This is a genomic window from Jejuia sp. G7-7 (assembly GCF_055808955.1).
Genome location: NZ_JBVVSZ010000001.1, coordinates 1,576,404 through 1,594,307, shown reverse-complemented (window position 1 = coordinate 1,594,307; position 17,904 = coordinate 1,576,404). Strand labels below are relative to the sequence as shown.

Annotated in this window: 8 protein-coding genes and 1 pseudogene; all 9 read left to right on the top strand. The window is 33.7% G+C overall.

Annotated features, from left to right (window positions below; genetic code table 11):
* Window positions 1-37: 37 nt before the first annotated feature.
* The 9 genes and pseudogenes from AC0L5U_RS07755 to AC0L5U_RS07715 all read left to right on the top strand — a co-directional run bounded on the left by AC0L5U_RS07755 (window position 38) and on the right by AC0L5U_RS07715 (window position 17,840).
* Entirely contained in the window at window positions 38-3,202 is a 3,165-nt protein-coding gene (locus AC0L5U_RS07755) for a SusC/RagA family TonB-linked outer membrane protein (RefSeq protein ID WP_473415682.1), read from the top strand.
* An 11-nt stretch (window positions 3,203-3,213) separates the two neighbouring features.
* Window positions 3,214-5,079, top strand: a complete 1,866-nt coding sequence (locus AC0L5U_RS07750) for a RagB/SusD family nutrient uptake outer membrane protein (protein WP_473415681.1) — start codon at window positions 3,214-3,216, stop codon at window positions 5,077-5,079.
* Window positions 5,080-5,119: 40 nt separating this feature from the next.
* Window positions 5,120-8,164, top strand: a complete 3,045-nt coding sequence (locus tag AC0L5U_RS07745) for a SusC/RagA family TonB-linked outer membrane protein (RefSeq protein ID WP_473415680.1) — start codon at window positions 5,120-5,122, stop codon at window positions 8,162-8,164.
* 27 nt (window positions 8,165-8,191) lie between these two features.
* Window positions 8,192-9,910, top strand: a complete 1,719-nt coding sequence (locus AC0L5U_RS07740; protein WP_473415679.1) for a RagB/SusD family nutrient uptake outer membrane protein — start codon at window positions 8,192-8,194, stop codon at window positions 9,908-9,910.
* Window positions 9,900-11,099 (top strand): DUF5627 domain-containing protein, encoded by a 1,200-nt coding sequence (locus tag AC0L5U_RS07735; protein WP_473415678.1) that lies wholly within the window; start codon window positions 9,900-9,902, stop codon window positions 11,097-11,099. Before AC0L5U_RS07740 ends, AC0L5U_RS07735 begins: the two co-directional genes overlap by 11 nt.
* Before the next feature lie 306 nt (window positions 11,100-11,405).
* Window positions 11,406-12,795 (top strand): annotated as a pseudogene (locus AC0L5U_RS07730) (3-keto-disaccharide hydrolase).
* An 81-nt stretch (window positions 12,796-12,876) separates the two neighbouring features.
* The gene (locus tag AC0L5U_RS07725) at window positions 12,877-14,139 is read left to right on the top strand and encodes a Gfo/Idh/MocA family protein (protein WP_473415677.1); all 1,263 of its coding nucleotides are present in this window, start codon (window positions 12,877-12,879) and stop codon (window positions 14,137-14,139) included.
* Between the two features lie 180 nt (window positions 14,140-14,319).
* A complete protein-coding gene (locus AC0L5U_RS07720) occupies window positions 14,320-15,732 on the top strand; it encodes a sulfatase family protein (RefSeq protein ID WP_473415676.1) in 1,413 nt (470 codons plus the stop codon).
* A gap of 11 nt (window positions 15,733-15,743) precedes the next feature.
* On the top strand, window positions 15,744-17,840 hold the full coding sequence (locus AC0L5U_RS07715) for an alpha-L-rhamnosidase-related protein (protein ID WP_473416212.1): 2,097 nt from the start codon (window positions 15,744-15,746) through the stop codon (window positions 17,838-17,840).
* The last annotated feature ends 64 nt before the right edge of the window (window positions 17,841-17,904 follow it).

Below are 17,904 nucleotides of genomic sequence, written 5' to 3'. Positions count from 1 at the left end.
AATAAAACTAAATTATATGTTAAAACTCAAACTCAAAATGAAACACAAATTAAAGAAAAGATGTTTTGTTTCTGGATTAACCTTAATTATGATGTTAATGTTCTCCAGTTTCACTTCAACTAGTTTACAGGCTCAGGAAAAGATTTCGGGTACTGTTACTGATGCTAGCGGGATGCCTTTGCCCGGTGTAAGTGTGCTGCAAAAAGATACTAGCCGAGGAGCATCAACAGATTTTGACGGTAAGTATGTTATTGAATTAACCTCGGGAGAAAAAACTTTGGTATTTTCTTATTTAGGTTTTAAAACAGTAGAAATTCCAGTAAATGGTCAAGCTACCATTAATCTAAGTATGGAAGAAGATGTAGAGGGGCTGGATGAAGTAGTAGTAGTAGGTTACGGTACACAGAAAAAAGCGAGTGTGGTAGCTGCGATAAGTCAAGTTAAAGGAGAGGTTCTAATGGAAAGAGCTGGTGGTTTAACTAATGTTGAAGCAGCACTACAAGGGAATTTACCTGGTGTAACTGCGATACAAGGTAGTGGTCTTCCAGGTCAGTCTGATATGCGAATCTTTATTCGTGGTCAAAGTTCATGGAATGGTGGTGGAGAGCCATTGGTTCTGGTAGATGGTGTTCCAAGAGCAATGTCTGATATTGATTTTAATGATATTGAGAATATATCTGTCCTTAAAGATGCTTCTGCTACAGCTGTATTTGGTGTAGAAGGAGGAGATGGTGTAATATTAATCACAACCAAGCGTGGTAAAAAAGGAAAAGCACAACTATCATTGACTGTTAATACCACGATTAAAACGGTTTCAAGATTGCCGCAAAAATTAGATTCTTATGATGCAATATCACAGGCTAATAGTTCTATTTTGAGAGAACTAGCACTTGAACCTGCATCATGGGGTGATTTTACACCAATGGCTATTCTTGATAAATACCGTAATCCTTTAAATGCGGAAGAAAGTTTTATTTATCCTAACGTAAATTGGGAAGATGAGATACTGAAAGATTTTGCTCAAGATTATAGAATTAATTTATCTGCGCGTGGTGGAGGAGAAAATTCTAAATATTTTGCGAGTTTAGCATATCAAACGGTAGATGATATTTTTGATGGAGGTAAATATGATAGTGGAAAAGGATATCTTGGAGAATACAATTACGAGCGTTTTAATTACCGAACTAATATTGATTTTAATATTACCAAAACTACAGAGCTTTCGGTAAACCTTTCTGGTTACTTGGGGACTCGTCAGTCGCCAGCCAATTTAAATGTTGTAGTAAACGGAATTTATGAAATTGCTCCTGACCTTTTTACACCTGTATATCCAGATGGTCTTTATGGACAATATGTAGACGACGGATTTGGTATAACAAACCCTATTGTGAGTTTAACTAATACAGGGTATAATACTTTTACTAGTTTCCAGGTAAATACGGATATTATTTTAAAACAAAACCTTGATTTTGTAACTAAAGGTTTGAAATTTCAAGGTAGGTTCTCGTTAGATAATAATATGAATAGTCGACAAAGCTTAAATGACCCAGGTGGGGATGGTCTTGAAAATGTAGTCTATAGAGTTTATGACGGAGACCAAGAGCAGATTATATCACCAAACGGTGTAAATGACTTCGATTTTGTACAATTCCCATGGACTGTGGGAACTTCTCAAGTACTTGATAATACTACTAATGGCGTTCGTGGTAGAAGACGTAATTTAGTTTATGATATGTCATTAAACTACTCTACTTCTATCGCAGATAAACATAATGTAACGGCACTAATCTTGTTTAGAAGACAAGAAAGCGCAACAGGAAGTGTTTTTCCTACATTTCGTGAAAACTGGGTAAATAGATTAACTTATAATTATGATAATAGATATTTGATAGAATTAAGTGGTGCTTATAACGGCTCAGAGAGATTTGGTCCAGGGTTTCGTTTTGATCTCTTTCCTGCTGTAGGATTAGGTTGGACGGTAACCAACGAATCGTTTATGAGTGAAGTAGACTGGTTAAATAGATTAAAAATTAGAGGATCTTATGGAGTAACAGGTAGTGATAGAGCTCCTGGTAGATGGAATTATATTCAACAATGGAGTAATGGAGGATCGGCTTTCTTAAATCCTAATGCTTATCAAGGTGGTGATGGAAGATCGCCTTACATTTTCAATACAGAAGATAGTGTTGGAAATGCTAATCTGCAATGGGAAACATCTACCAAGTATAACATAGGTGCTGAGGTATCACTATTAGATAATATAATTACTGCTGAATTTGATTATTTTAATGAAGACCGCGAAAATATTATTATTAGAGGTCAAGATAGAGCTGTACCAGACTTTTTTGGAATAGCACCACCAGATTTTAATAAAGGTGTAGTAGAGGTAAGAGGTTTTGAAATTGTTTTAGGAGCTAATTATACGTTCGGTAACGGGTTAAATCTTTTTGGTGATTTCAATTTTACACAAGCTATCAATAAAGTTATAGAAAGAGAAGACCCGGCGTTTAGACCTTTTTATCAAAAGAATGCAGGTTATCCATTAGGACAAACAAGAACAGCTATTCCTGGAGGAATCCTTACAAATTGGGATGATGTTTATAGTTCAACACCACTTATTAATAATCAAGAGGATAGACGAGTGGGCTATTATGATTTGATTGATTTTGACGGTGATGGGCTTTACGATGGCAGGTTTGATAATGCGCCTTATGGCTATCCAACAACACCACAAAGAAACTGGGCTGCTACTATAGGAGCACGTTATAAAGGTTTTAGTATTTCTGCTCAACTGTATGGCACACAAAATACGCTTAGAAGTTTTGGGAACAGAACATTTAATAATCAAACTAATTTAATTTTCACACAAGATATAGATTATTGGACTGTTAATTCGCCTAACAGTACAGATACTCAGCCTGCATGGAGAGCGCAAGCTGATACTAATCCAAGAGATAACTTATTGGATGCATCATTAACGAGACTAAAAGCAGTTTCATTGTCTTATGACATACCTAAAAAAACGTGTGAGAAGTTGGGTGTTAAAAAACTTCAGGTTTTTGCCAATGGTAATAATTTGTTCTTATGGTCAGACTTACCAGATGATAGAGAATTTAACGGTGACATTACTGCTGATTCTAATTTCAGGGGAGATTATCCTACATTGAAAAGGTTTAACTTCGGGTTTAATTTGAATTTTTAAAAAATAACGTGATGAAAAATTATAAAACAAAATTGGTATTAATATTGGGGCTTATATTCTCGTTTTCATGCGAGGACTACTTAGATGTTGCTCCAGAATCGGTTTTAGATCGAGAAGAGGTTTTTTCAACCTTTGATAACGCACAAGGGTTCATTGAAGAAATGTATGCTTTAGTTGTAGATTATGGAACTTCAGCGCATACTTTTCAAGATTATCTATATGGGGATGATGCACATGGTAATAGAACTTGGAAACCAAGTTTTAAGATTGATAACGGTGCATTAAATGCTTTAAACACCGATAGTTTTAGTTATTTAACACCTTGGAGAGGGAATGCTTTTGGTACTGCTAATAACAATACCAATCAAACTCAGGCGAGTAGAAGACCTGGTTTATATGAAGGTGGTTTAAGAGGTATTCGTAATGCTAATATGGCAATTGCAAATATTGATTTAATGGTAAATGCCACTCAAGAGGAAAAAGATGTTATTCTTGGTCAAGCCTATTTTTTTAGAGCATTTTTTCATAATGAAATTATGAAATTTTGGGGACGTTACCCTTATATAAAGGAAGTACTAGTTGGTGATTTTGCTTTACCACGTCCTGCAACATACAAAGAATGTGCTTTAGAAGCCAATGAAGATTACAAGAGAGCTATAGAGTTATTACCTGTAAATTGGGATACAATGTCATACGGGCAAAAAACATTAGGTGAAAATACTCTTAGGGTTACTAAGGGAACTGCCTATGCATTTCAAGGTAAAAATCTACTTCTTGCTGCAAGCCCATTAATGAAAGGTAATAACGTAAGTGTAAATACTTATGATTATGATACCGAATTATGTGATATGGCTGTTGATGCTTTTGCAGGGATACTTAAATTAGCTGACCAAGGTCGCTATGCATTATCTACTTGGGAAAATATTGATGAGGTGTTTTGGAAAACACCAGCACCCAATACTTTTCCTGGAGCTGGTGAGTTAGTTTTTACTGCTCCTGGAGGTCATAAAGTTTCAGCAGAAAGATTTATGACATCAGGTGTAGATAGAGACATTCATGGAAGGTCTGGATCAGAAATTTCTAGTCCAACTCATAATTTTATTCATAATAATTTTGGAATGGCAAATGGTTTGTCAATTGAAGATGATATAAGTGGAGCCTATGGCCCTACATTATATGACGCTACAAAGCCATTCGATAATCGTGACCCACGTTTTTACAAATGGATTATTACAGATGGAGAGGTTTTTGGAACAAAAGCAACAATTCCTGCACAACATAGGCAAGCTCAACTTTTTACAGGTGGAGAACACCGTAGTAGTGGTAGTGATAATCAACCATCTACAACAGCTTATATGCGTAAGAAATTTTACCCTATAGAAGATGGAGAGTACCATAGTAGATGGAATAGAATTATTGATAAATATGTAGGTGTACGCATGCATATGAGACTTACCGATGTGTATTTAATGTATGCTGAAGCATTACATGCTTCTAAAGGCGCAACTGCAACACCTGGTTCTTATTCATTAAGTGCTGAGCAAGCTATAAACTTACTAAGAAATAGAGCTGGTGTGCCAAATGTTCCTGCAGCTATAGTTTCTGATAATAATAAATTTATGGATGAATTAAGACGAGAAAGATCTGTTGAATTAAGCTTTGAGGCTCATAGATGGGTAGATATTCGTCGTTGGGGTGTAGCACATTTAGAAAAGTATAGAAGAAAAACGTCTTTTGAATATCCTCAAGACCGTTCGTCATTCACAGAAAAACTACTTGTCGAGAGAGTTTGTGAATTCCCTAAGCATTATTGGATACCATTTCCTGCTGCTCAAACACAGATTTACGAGGGCTTCCCACAAAATCCAGGATGGTAGTTTTTATACAATTCGTTTTAATTAACATTAAACCAAAAAAATGAAGATAAATAAATTATATAGGTTGTTTGCATTAACATCATTAGCGCTATTTTGCTTTTGTAGTGTTGCAATAGCTCAAACAGAAGTAAGAACAACCTTAGTTGACGAACAAGGTAATCCTCTTAGTGGCGTTACTATTTATGGCCCTAATGGAGTTCAAACATCCACAGATGCTAATGGAGAATTTCAAATCACTTTAGAGGGAGACCAAACTGTAGTAATACAAAAAGAGGGGTATCAATCAGAACTTATGAGTATATCTGATTTAGCTCAAAATATCACTTTAAAGAAATTACCTTTCCTAGCTGCTGAAAGTGATATTATTAAAATGGGAGTAGCTACCAAAAACCGACGTGAAATTGTTGGTGCCATGTCAGCAATTAACACTAAAGATCGCTTAACTTATGACAATACGCAATTTGTTAGAGATTATATAAACGGCTTAATGCTTGGTGTTAGAGGCTCTAATAATATTAGAGGTTTAGGTGCAGCTATTTTTGTAATTGATGGTGTAATAGGTCGTGATCCTAATATTTTAAATATGGAGGAAGTTGATCAAATAACTGTTCTTAAAGATGCCAACTCTGTTGCGCTATACGGAAGCCAAGCTAGAAACGGGGTGATTGTTATTAATACCAAGCGTGGAAAAATAAACAGAAAAGAAATTAATGTTAATGTTCGTTCTGGTATTAGAACACCGCTTGCATTGCCTAATTATCTTAATTCTGCAAATTACATGGTTTTATTTAATGAGGCATTTATAAACGATGGTGGAACTGCAGACCAAGTGCCATTTACAAATGATATTATTCAAAATACTAGAAGTGGTGTTAATCCAGTTAGATATCCAGACTTAGATCTTTATTCTAATGAATATGTACAACCCTTTGTAACTTCAAGAAATATTATTACGGAGTTTTCTGGTGGAAATGATAAATCTCAATATTATGTTAATGCAGGGTGGAATTATAACGAGGCATGGGTTAATATTAATGAAGATATTAATGCAGGTACTAACCGATTTAATTTAAGAGGTAATATAGATTTTAAAGTTAACGATTGGATTACAAGTAGTATTGATGGTGTTGCAATTATTAGTACAAATAAATCATCTAGAGCTAATTTGTTAAATGCTGGTACAACTTTAAAACCTAATGTCTATTCGCCATTAATACCTATAGATTTAATTGATACTACTAATAACCCAACACTTGCAGGTCAATTACAGGCAGCAAATACTTTTAATGGCCAGCTTTTAGGAACAACCCAACAGTTTGGTACAGATTCTCCAGTAGCCTTGGCTATTGCGGGGGGATATCAAAATACCGTGTTCCGTTCTACTCAGTTTAATAATTCAATTAATTTTGATTTAGATATGATAACAGAAGGTTTATCTGCCAAAACATATTTGAGTTTTGATTTTTATGATTCTTATAATTTAACTTTACGAAATCAATTTAGAACCTATGCTGTAGATCCAAATAGTGACTGGAATGATGAAGAGAGAATAACTAATTTTCAAGAATTTGGTGACAACATTAGAGATTTAACTGAAAGTGTTAGTACCAACGGTTTTGTATCTCGACTAGGTTTTTATGGATTACTTAATTATGATAGAACATTTGGTACAGATCACTCAATTAACTCAACGTTTTTAGGATACTACAACTCTACGAAAGTGAATGGTGTACTTCAAACGGATATTGATTCTCATTTAGCGTTTCAATTAGGTTATGATTACAAGAAAAAAATATTTGTAGATTTTAGTGGTTCTTATGTACATTCCATTAAATTACCTGAAGGTAATAGAGGCGGTTTATCTCCAACTTTAGGTGTGGCTTATATACTAAGCGAAGAATCTTTTCTTAAAGAAAGCAATTTTGTAAATTATCTAAAGCTAAAAGCATCAGGTGGTATTATAAAATCTGATAGAGGCATTAACGGTTATTATTTGTATGGTGAAGATTATTCGAATGCAGGTACGTTTACATGGGCTGATGGACAAAGTTCTAATAGAAGACAAGGTATATCACAAGGCGCAAATCCTAACTTAGGATTTGAAGAGCGCATTGATTTAAATATTGGATTTGAAAGTTATTTGATGAATTCATTGTGGTTAGAATTTAATTATTTTGAAACAGACCTTGATAAGCAATTAGCATTTTTAACTGACCAATATCCATCTTACTATAACACATTTAGACCTCTTGAAAATTTCAACAGAAATTCATATAAAGGTTTTGAAATTGGTTTAAACTACAAAAAAACGTTTAATGAATTGACGGTAAGTTTAGGTGCAAATATTTTACATAGTGAATCTATAGCTACAAAAAGAGCAGAAATTAATGAGTTTGACTACCAAAATAGAGTTGGAAGAGAAACATCAACAATTTTTGGATTAGTAGATCAAGGGTTTTATTCTGAATCAGAATTTACCCAGGATGCAGATGGTGAGTTTGTTTTAAATAGTGGCATACCAGTTCCTGGTTTCGGTATAGTTCGTCCTGGAGATATAAAATATACAGATCAAAACGGTGATAATATTATAGATAATGATGACCGTGTTGCTATAGGACAATCTACAAGTCCTCTCAATTATGGTGTAAATCTTAATTTAAACTATAAAGCATTTAATCTATTTATTTTAGGTACTGGACAAACAGGTGGAAACGCTATTAGTTCTAATTCTTACTTTCAAGTAAATGGTAATGATAAGTATTCAGAAGTTGTTTTGGGTAGATGGACTCCAACAACAGCTAGTACTGCAACCTTCCCTAGGTTATCAACTCAAAATAATCAAAACAATTTTGTAACTTCTACTTTTTGGTTGTATGATACTAATATATTTAATATCAACCGTGTACAGTTAACATATGAGTTTAATGATAACCTGTGTAACAAAATTGGTTTAGAAGATTTTAGTTTAAATCTTCAAGGAACTAACCTTTTACAAATAGCTGAAGACAAAGATATTCTTAATTTAAGAATTGGTACTACGCCACTAACTAGAGCTTTTACTCTTGGGGTGCGAGCGTCATTTTAATGTAATTATAAAATTTGAATAAATAAAATGAAAAATTTAATAAAATATATATTAATTGTGTTGGTTTTTACTGGCATGGTTGCCTGCGATACCTTGGAGCCTATCGATGAAAACAGGTTAGACTTTGATTATATTAGTTCAGACCCTGAATCGGCAGAAGGATTGTTATTGCAAGGTTATAATGGTTTAGTGAATCAGAATGTGTTTTCTGAGGCAGCAACTGATGATGCTGTAAGTAACCAATTAAATAATGGCTATAAGCGAATGGCTCTTGGTGAGTTAGCAGCTCAGTTTAATCCTGCTTCTCGTTGGAATAGTTTTGAACGTGTATTTTACATTAATAGATTTTTAGAAATTATTAATGCTGGTGAGATACAATGGAACAGAGATGAAGATGTTAATCAATTGTTTTACCAACGTATGGAGGGTGAGGCATTAGCATTGAGAGCGTTGCATCATTTTTATGCTTTACAAGCACATGCAGGAATTGGAACTTCAGGAGAATTATTGGGTATACCGTATTTTACTGAATTCATTGAAGCAACGGGTAACTTTAATACCCCACGTTTATCATTTGAAGCTTCTGTTCAGGCCATAATGAAAGATTTTGATGATGCTTTAGCTTTGTTGCCAACAGATTATGGATTAAATGAAGCCAACCTAGACCCATGGTATGCAAATGTTGATTTCGGGAAATATGCGGTAGTGAACGGTAGTGCTTATAATTTACGTATCTCTGGTAGAATAGTACAGGGGCTTAAAGCACGTTTAGCATTGTTTGCTGCTAGTCCATCTTTTTTAAATGATCAAGGGTATTATCAAATGGCTGCAAATACAGCAAGTCAAGTATTAAATACTATTGGAGGGATTTCTGGATTGACAGCAGATGGTGATGAATTTTACACAACTGATAATGCTAGAAATAGTGGTGAAATGCTATGGAGAGGTTCGATTGGTGGTAATAGTTCAACCTTAGAGGAACGTATGTTTCCACCTTCTGTAAATGGAAGAGGGGAAATTAACCCAACACATAATCTTGTAATGGCATTCCCTATGCAAGATGGATTCCCTGCAACAGTAGCTAATGGTTTCGATGCTCAAAATCCTTATGCAAATAGAGATCCAAGATTAAATAAATATATAGTAACAAATGGAGATACTTTTGGAGGTGGAGCTATTAATACCGGTGTAGGTGGTGGAATAAACAGATTGGATTCAATTCCTCAATTTTCTACTACAACTGGTTATTATCTTAAAAAGTTATTACGTCCAGATGTTAGGATTAATAATGACGGAACCTCAACAGGGAAAAGTCATTATAATGTATATTTTAGATACACAGAATTATTTTTAATATTTGCAGAAGCAGCTAATGAAGTTGGTGGTCCAGATCAACAAATCAATGGGATGACTGCTCGTGATGTTATTGCAGCAATCCGTCAAAGAGCTGGAATTACTCAACCTGACGGCTACTTAGCAACTATAACCTCTAAGGAGGGTATGAGAGATCTTATTAGAAATGAACGTCGTTTAGAATTAAGCTTTGAGGGACACAGGTTTTGGGATTTAAGACGATGGGGATTATCATTAAATGAATCAGCTAAAGGTTACTTTTTTGATGGAAATAATTATGTAGAATTACCTTCTGTTGAAATTAGAAATTACCAAACTTTTGCTACGTATTTACCAATTCCGAATGATGAAACTTTAAAGTTCTCAGAATTGGAGCAAAATAATGGCTGGTAAGATAATTATGTACTTTAAAACAATTAAAAAAGCATTAGATATGAAAATAAAATTTTTAATAATATTAGCCGTTGTCTTCAGTTTGATGGCTTGCACTAATCAGGAAAATGATTTTGACGATTTTGGTTCAACTTCAGTTTATTTCCCATTTCAAACTCCAGCTAGAACTTTGATTTTAGGAAAATACGATTTAGGATTTAATGATAATGATAATAATGGTAGGTTTGAAATTGGTGTAACAATGTCAGGAGTTTATCAAAATGATACAGACAGAAGAGTCTTTTTTGAATTAGCACCGGAATTAATTGACGCTAATAATATTACTGATGTTGATTCAGTAAATGTACAGGTATTGCCTGCGTCATATTATACCATTGAACAGTCAAGTCCAGTAACTATACCTGCTGGTTCTACTAAAGGACGTATTCCAATTCAACTTAGTGATGCGTTTTTTGAAGACCCACTTTCATTTGCAGGAGACGGAGAAGTACATTATGTTGTGCCTTTAAGAATTACTCAAACTGAAGGATTAGATTCACTTTTGACTGGTGTACCTAATGAAGATGTTTTAAACCCTATCAAGATTAGAGAAACTGATTGGCAAACATTACCTAAAGATTATACTCTTTTTGGTATTAAGTTTATGAATAAGTATCAAGGAATGTATTTGCGTCGTGGTGAGGATAAGGTTGTTGGGACTTCTGAAAAATTCACAGTTGCAACAGGAATTACAGAAACAACCACTATTGATTCTTCTACTGTTTATAGAGATGAGTTTGTTGTAAGGGATGAAGTAACTTTCGTATCAACTGCAGGACGCAATAAAGCGATTAGTACCAACCTAATCAGAAGAGCAGGTATTCCAAGTAATAGTTCTGTCTCTTTAGAATTGACATTTAATGATAATGAAGAAATTACAATAACTAATGCTGATGAAGATAGCAATATTACTATTACTGGAACAGGAAGGTTTTTAGAAGATGGAGATGAATGGGGTGGACAAAAACGTGATGTAATATATTTAGAATACGAATACCAGGATCTTGAAATCGTTGAGGAACTTGTATTTGGTCAAGTACGTTCTAGATCAACACTAGATTTAATGCATACGGTTAAGGATACTTTAGTAATAAGAGACAGGAATGTTAAATTTGAAGAGTTTGTTGTGGAGTTAACTCAAACACCATAACATTATAAACATTATAAACATTTAAAAAAATAGCGAGGACATACACTTCGCTATTTTTTTTAATTTATGCAAAGATATTTTGTCATCTCAAGCATAAAGTTCTCTTTTCATAAAACTTTTTATAATGTTAAAAACAGTCGTTTCAGGACAGAACAGGATAGGATTTAGTGAAAAACCCTTTAATTATACTGAAATATTCAAAATAGTAATTAATTATTTGAGTTAGTCAATGCTCTTCGTTATAAGTGTTAATTTTTTATGATGAAGAGCTTTTAATAATTTCTAAAATTTTAAATCGTAATTATAATGAAAGTATTTAAATCTAGATTATTGTTTTTTGTTACAATTCTCTTAATCATTAATGTATATTCTTGTAAGGAAGAAAAAGCGCTAATACCTTGGATTAATTTAATACAAAACAAGTCTATTGAAGGTTGGAATATTAAAGGAGGTATAGCTACTTATAAGGTAGAAGATGGTGTAGTTATTGGAACAACTGTAGACAATACACCAAATACATTTTTAACAACTAATGAAATGTATAGTGATTTTATTTTTGAAATCGATTTTAAAGTCGATTCTACAATGAATTCTGGTATTCAAATACGAAGTAATAGTCTTCCTTATTACAGAGATGGTATTGTGCATGGATATCAGGTCGAGATAGACCCTTCTAAACGCGCTTGGAGTGGAGGTATATATGATGAGAAAAGACGTAAATGGTTAAATACTTTAGAAAATAATCCCAAAGCTCAAAAAGCTTTCAAACAGAATGAATGGAACCATTATCGTGTTGAAGCTATTGCAGATACTATAAAAACTTGGATAAATGGCGTGCCAGCTTCATACTTAATTGACGATAAAACGGCTAGTGGTTTTATTGGATTACAAGTACATTCCATAGGTAAACATAAAGATAGGTTAGGTAAGCAGGTAATGTGGAAAAATGCTAAGATCTTAACTAAAAATCTTTCTAACTATACTACTAGGTCACCTTTAAATCCTATAATCACAAAAAATAATTTAACTGTAGGTGAAAAAAATCAGGATGGAAAATGCTATGGGATGGCAAAACCACAAATGGATGGCGAGGTGCAAAATTAGATAAATTTCCACCTCAAGGTTGGTCTATTGAAAATGGAGAATTAATTGTAGCAGATACAGGTGGGGCAGAATCTGAAGCAGGAGGTGATATTGTTACAACTGATGTTTACAGTAACTTTGAATTACAAGTAGATTTTAAATTAACGCCAGGAGCAAATAGTGGTATCAAATATTACGTAGATACTGAAATAAATAAAGGACCAGGTTCATCAATTGGTTTAGAATATCAAATTTTGGATGATGCATTACATGAAGATGCTAAACGAGGGTCGCATGAAGGCAGTAGAACTGTTTGTTCGCTATACGATTTAATACAAGCAAGTCCTGAAAAACCTATTAAGCCAATTGGAGAATGGAATACGGCATATATTAAATCTATTAATAATCATGTTGAGCATTGGTTAAATGATATTAAAGTGTTAGAATATGAGCGAGGAAGCGAGGGTTTTTAAAATTGGTTTCAGAAAGTAAATACGCCAAATGGCCTAACTTTGGAGTACTAGAAAAAGGACAAATTTTATTGCAAGACCACGGCGATAAAGTTGCTTTTAGAAATATTAAAATTAGAGTTCCAAAACAAAAAAAGAAATAAGATGGACAATAACAGAAGGGATTTTATAAAAAAACTACTGCAGCAGCAATTGGAGTAAGTTTAACAGGTGGTGTTAACGCTATGTCTGCTAAAAGTTATAAGAATATAATTGGAGCAAACGACCGATTAAATGTTGCCATTGCAGGATTGGGAAGACGGTTGAATGCTTTTAAATCACCCATAGGATCAAAAGCAAGTAATGCAAAATTACTTTACTTGTGTGATGTGATGGAAAGTCAACGTTTAAAGGCTTTAAAAGGGTTTAGAAAACATATTGATTACAATCCTACTTTAGAGAATGATATTAGAAAAGTGCTAGACGATAAAAATGTTGACGTGTTGATTAATGCAACACCAGATCATTGGCATGCACCAGGTTCAATTATGGCAATGAAAGCGGGGAAGCATGTTTATGTAGAAAAGCCTTGTAGCCACAATATGAATGAAAATGAGCAGTTGGTAAAAGCCGCAAAATATTTTAATAAAGTGGTTCAAATGGGGAATCAGCAACGTTCATCTGGTCATACTATAGAAATCATTAATGATATCCATAATGGAGTTATAGGAAAACCATATAAAGCTGTCGCATTTTATAATAATGGACGTGGTAAATCGCCAATACAAAAAAGTGCTCCAATTCCTGATGGATTAGATTGGGATTTATGGCAAGGGCCAGCACCAAGACGTGATTATACCTCAGAAACATGGAATTACAATTGGCATTGGTATGGTTGGGAATATGGAACAGCCGAAGCAGGTAATAATGGAACTCATGAGTTAGATGTGGCACGTTGGGCATTACAGGTAGATTTTCCTCAGCATGTTAATGTTGAAGCAGAAAAACGTCACTTTTTAGATGATGGTTGGGAAATGTATGATGACATGGAGGCTACGTTTAAATTTGCAGATAACAAAGTCATTAAGTGGGATGGTAAATCTAGAAATAGTTATAGTACTTATGGTGGTGGTCGTGGGACTATAATTTACGGAACAGAAGGCTCTGTATTTGTTGATAGAGGTAAATATATGTTATATGACCGTAAAGGAAAATTAGTTAAAGAATATAACTCAGCATCAAAAGAAGCAGGAACCGCTTTAGGTGGTGGTGGCGATACTTCTACAAAACATGTCCAAAACCTTTTTGATACTATAAGAGGTAAAACAAAATTAACAGCACCAATTGATGATGCTAGTAAAAGTATGGCTATGGTACATTATGCTAATATTGCTTACAGAATTAATAATGGTTTTGATATAGATGATAAAACAGGTATGATGTATAACAGAAATGCCATGAGGCTTTGGTCTAGAACTTATGAACCAGGTTGGGAACCAAATTTTTAAGTTTAGCTTTTATTTATAATCAGAATAAAATCTTTAATAAATATTAATTTATTGAAGATTTTTTCATTTAAATAGTGTTTATTTTATTCAGGATAGTGCAGGATAGGATATAACAAGCTTTAGAGTAAATTTATAAGCTATATATTTCATCAAATTATCCATTAACTAATAATACATTTTATGCATAAGAACAGTTTTTTTCTAGCCATTATTATAGTGCTAGTATGTTTCAACAAAATTTCTGCACAAGCTAATAACGAAAAGCCCAATATTATTTTCATTCTTACCGACGATCAGCGTTTTGATGCTATCGGTTATGCTGGGAATAAATTTGTAGAAACACCACAAATGGATGATTTGGCTAAATCAGGAACTTACTTCAATACAGCAATAGTTACCACTCCAATTTGTGCCGCAAGTAGAGCAAGTATCTTAACAGGGTTGCATGAGCGTGCACATAACTTTAATTTTCAAACAGGTAATGTACGCGAAGAATATATGACAAACTCGTATCCAAGATTACTTAAAGATAATGGGTATCATACCGGTTTCTTTGGAAAATATGGAGTGAGATATAACGATTTAGATAAGCAATTTGATGAATATGAGTCTTACGATAGAAATAACCGTTATAAAGACAGAAGAGGCTACTATTACAAAACCATAGATAATGATACAGTACATTTAACAAGGTATACAGGTCAGAAAGCCTTAGATTTTATAGATGCTAATGCATCTAATGAAGAACCGTTTTGTTTATCATTAAGTTTTAGTGCACCACATGCCCACGATGGAGCTCCAAAGCAATATTTTTGGCAATCCGAAATGGACCAAATGTTGGAGAGTACTACAATACCAGATCCAGAATTAGGAGATGATAAATACTTTTTAGCGCAACCAAAAATTGTGAGAGATGGTTTTAATAGATTACGATGGACTTGGCGTTATGATACTCCTGAAAAATACCAACATAGTTTAAAAGGTTACTATCGAATGATTTCTGGGATAGATTTAGAAATCAAAAAAATACGTGAAAAACTAAAAGCAAAAGGCGTTGATAAAAATACTGTAATTATCGTAATGGGTGATAATGGTTACTTTTTAGGAGAGCGTCAGTTTGCTGGAAAATGGTTAATGTATGATAATTCAATTCGTGTACCTTTAATTGTATTTGACCCAAGAGTTAATCAGCATCAAGACGTTGATGATATGGTATTAAATATAGATGTGCCGCAAACTATTGTAGATCTGGCAGGTGTTAAAGCTCCAGATACATGGCAGGGTAAAAGTTTAATGCCAATAGTGAAAAAAGAAACAAATACCATAGCTAGAGATACTATTTTAATCGAGCATATATGGGATTTTAGCGAAATACCACCAAGTGAAGGTGTACGTACTGAGGAATGGAAATACTTTAGATACGTAAATGATCAAAGCATTGAAGAACTTTATAATTTAAAGAAAGATCCAAAAGAGATTAAAAACTTAATTGGAAAGAAAAAGTACAAAGAAGTTGCAGATAAGCTTCGAGCTAAACTTGACGAATTAATTAAAAAAATAGTAACGAATACAGAGCAGCACCTACAGATTTAACTGTTGAGCTTATTAGAGAACCAAGTGCTGATGTTAAAATATTTGATTTAAAACCAGAGTTTGGTTGGACTGTGCCTTTAGGATCTAAATTTCAAGGGGCTTATCAAATTTTGGTAGCATCAAATAAGGCTAATATCGATAATAACAATGGTGATGTTTGGGATAGTGGAAGAGTGGCTTCTACAAAATCAACAGATGTTGAATATAAAGGTAATGCCTTAGAAATTGGAAAAACCTATTACTGGAAAGTTAGAATTTGGGAACAAGAGAACAGGTTGGTTGATTATTCTGAAGCCCAAAAATTTACTACAGGTAAAAGTGATAGTTATATCATTTCAACCGAAAATAAATTTGAAGTTGATAGAATAAAGCCTGAAAAGTTTGAAAAGCGAGGCGATTTTTATTTCATGGATTTTGGTAAAGCCGCATTTGCTACAATGGATTTTACATACGAAGCAAAAACACCGCATACATTAACTGTAAGAGTAGGTGAAATGATTGACGATAAAGGAAATGTTAATAGAACACCACCTAAGAAAAGTAATATTCGTTACCAAGAAATAAAAGTTGATGTAAAGCCTGGTCAAACAAAATATCAAATTAAAGTACATGAAAATGAGAGAAATACAAGAGCTAATAAAGCCATTCCTTTACCAGATGGATTTCCTCCATTAGTACCATTTAGATATGCTGAATTAGAAGGTGCAAAAGGAGTATTATCTGGAGAAAATTTTAAGCAATTAGCATTTCGTACCTATTGGGATGATGATGCGAGTAGTTTTACAAGTAATAATGATATTTTAAATCAAGTTTGGGATTTATGTAAATATTCAATTAAAGCAACAACATTTAATGGCTTATATGTTGATGGTGATAGAGAACGTATCCCTTATGAAGCAGATGCATACTTAAATCAGTTAAGTCATTACACTACCGATAGAGAATACGCTATGGCTAGAAGAACTATTGAGTATTTTATGAAAAACCCAACATGGCCTACTGAATGGCAACAGCATGTACCTTTGTTAATTTATGCGGATTACATGTACACCGGAAATACTGAATTAGTTGAACGATATTATGAGCCTTTAAAGCATAAATCTCTATATGAATTATCAAATGAAGATGGTTTAATAACATCGACAAAAGTAGATGCAGAGTTTATGAAAAAATTAGGTTTTCCTGAAGGCTATAAAAAACCATTGACTGATATTGTTGATTGGCCAGGTAAAAACTTTGCTGGTAGTAAAACTAAAGGAGAGCGAGATGGATTTGTGTTTAAGCCATACAGCACAGTTATTAATTCTTTCTTTTATGAAAACATGAAAATTATGGCAGAATTTGCCAAAATTTTAGGAAAGACAGAAGAGGCTTTAGATTTTGAATATAGAGCGATAAAAGCGAAAAAGGCAGTTAACGAACAAATGTTTGATAAAGAAAGAGGTGTTTATGTGGATGGTATAGGTACAGATCACGCATCTTTGCACGCCAATATGATGCCTTTAGCCTTTGGGTTAGTGCCTCAAGAACATTATCAATCTGTTGTAGATTATGTAAAATCAAGAGGAATGGCTTGTAGTGTATATGGTGCACAATTTTTGATGGATGGATTATACAATGCTGGTGAAGCAGACTATGCTTTAGAATTACTAGCAAGCAAAGCGAAGAGAAGCTGGTATAATATGATTAGAGTAGGCTCTACAATCACTTTAGAAGCTTGGGATTACGACTATAAAATAAACTTGGATTGGAATCACGCCTGGGGTGCAGTACCAGCTAATGTAATACCACGTGGTTTATGGGGTATAAAACCAAAAACACCAGGATTTGGAGTGGCAACTATAAAGCCTCAAATGAGTAAGCTAAAATCTAGTGAAATAGAAGTGCCAACTATAAGAGGTGCAATTAAAGGAAAATACACATATAACGGAGCTAGACTTCAAACTTATGAAATTGAGATTCCTGGAAACATGGTTGGTGAATTTTCACTTAATGGTTTAGGAGGAAAAGACTTAATTCATAATGGTGAAAAAGTACCGTCTGCTTTCAAATATATCAGATTGTCACCAGGTAAGCACACTATTCAACTTAAAATAAACTCATTTTAAAGGAGAATGAATAAAAATTAAAAGCCAGTAAGATTATAATTTTACTGGCTTTTTTGTAATTTAT

What these genes read in the sequence shown, in the direction of transcription:
- AC0L5U_RS07720 (WP_473415676.1), top strand. Translation starts at nt 14,320, where the DNA reads ATGCATAAGAACAGTTTTTTTCTAGCCATTATTATAGTGCTAGTATGT.
- AC0L5U_RS07755 (WP_473415682.1), top strand. Translation starts at nt 38, where the DNA reads ATGAAACACAAATTAAAGAAAAGATGTTTTGTTTCTGGATTAACCTTA.
- AC0L5U_RS07735 (WP_473415678.1), top strand. Translation starts at nt 9,900, where the DNA reads ATGGCTGGTAAGATAATTATGTACTTTAAAACAATTAAAAAAGCATTA.
- AC0L5U_RS07745 (WP_473415680.1), top strand. Translation starts at nt 5,120, where the DNA reads ATGAAGATAAATAAATTATATAGGTTGTTTGCATTAACATCATTAGCG.
- AC0L5U_RS07725 (WP_473415677.1), top strand. Translation starts at nt 12,877, where the DNA reads ATGTCTGCTAAAAGTTATAAGAATATAATTGGAGCAAACGACCGATTA.
- AC0L5U_RS07740 (WP_473415679.1), top strand. Translation starts at nt 8,192, where the DNA reads ATGAAAAATTTAATAAAATATATATTAATTGTGTTGGTTTTTACTGGC.
- AC0L5U_RS07750 (WP_473415681.1), top strand. Translation starts at nt 3,214, where the DNA reads ATGAAAAATTATAAAACAAAATTGGTATTAATATTGGGGCTTATATTC.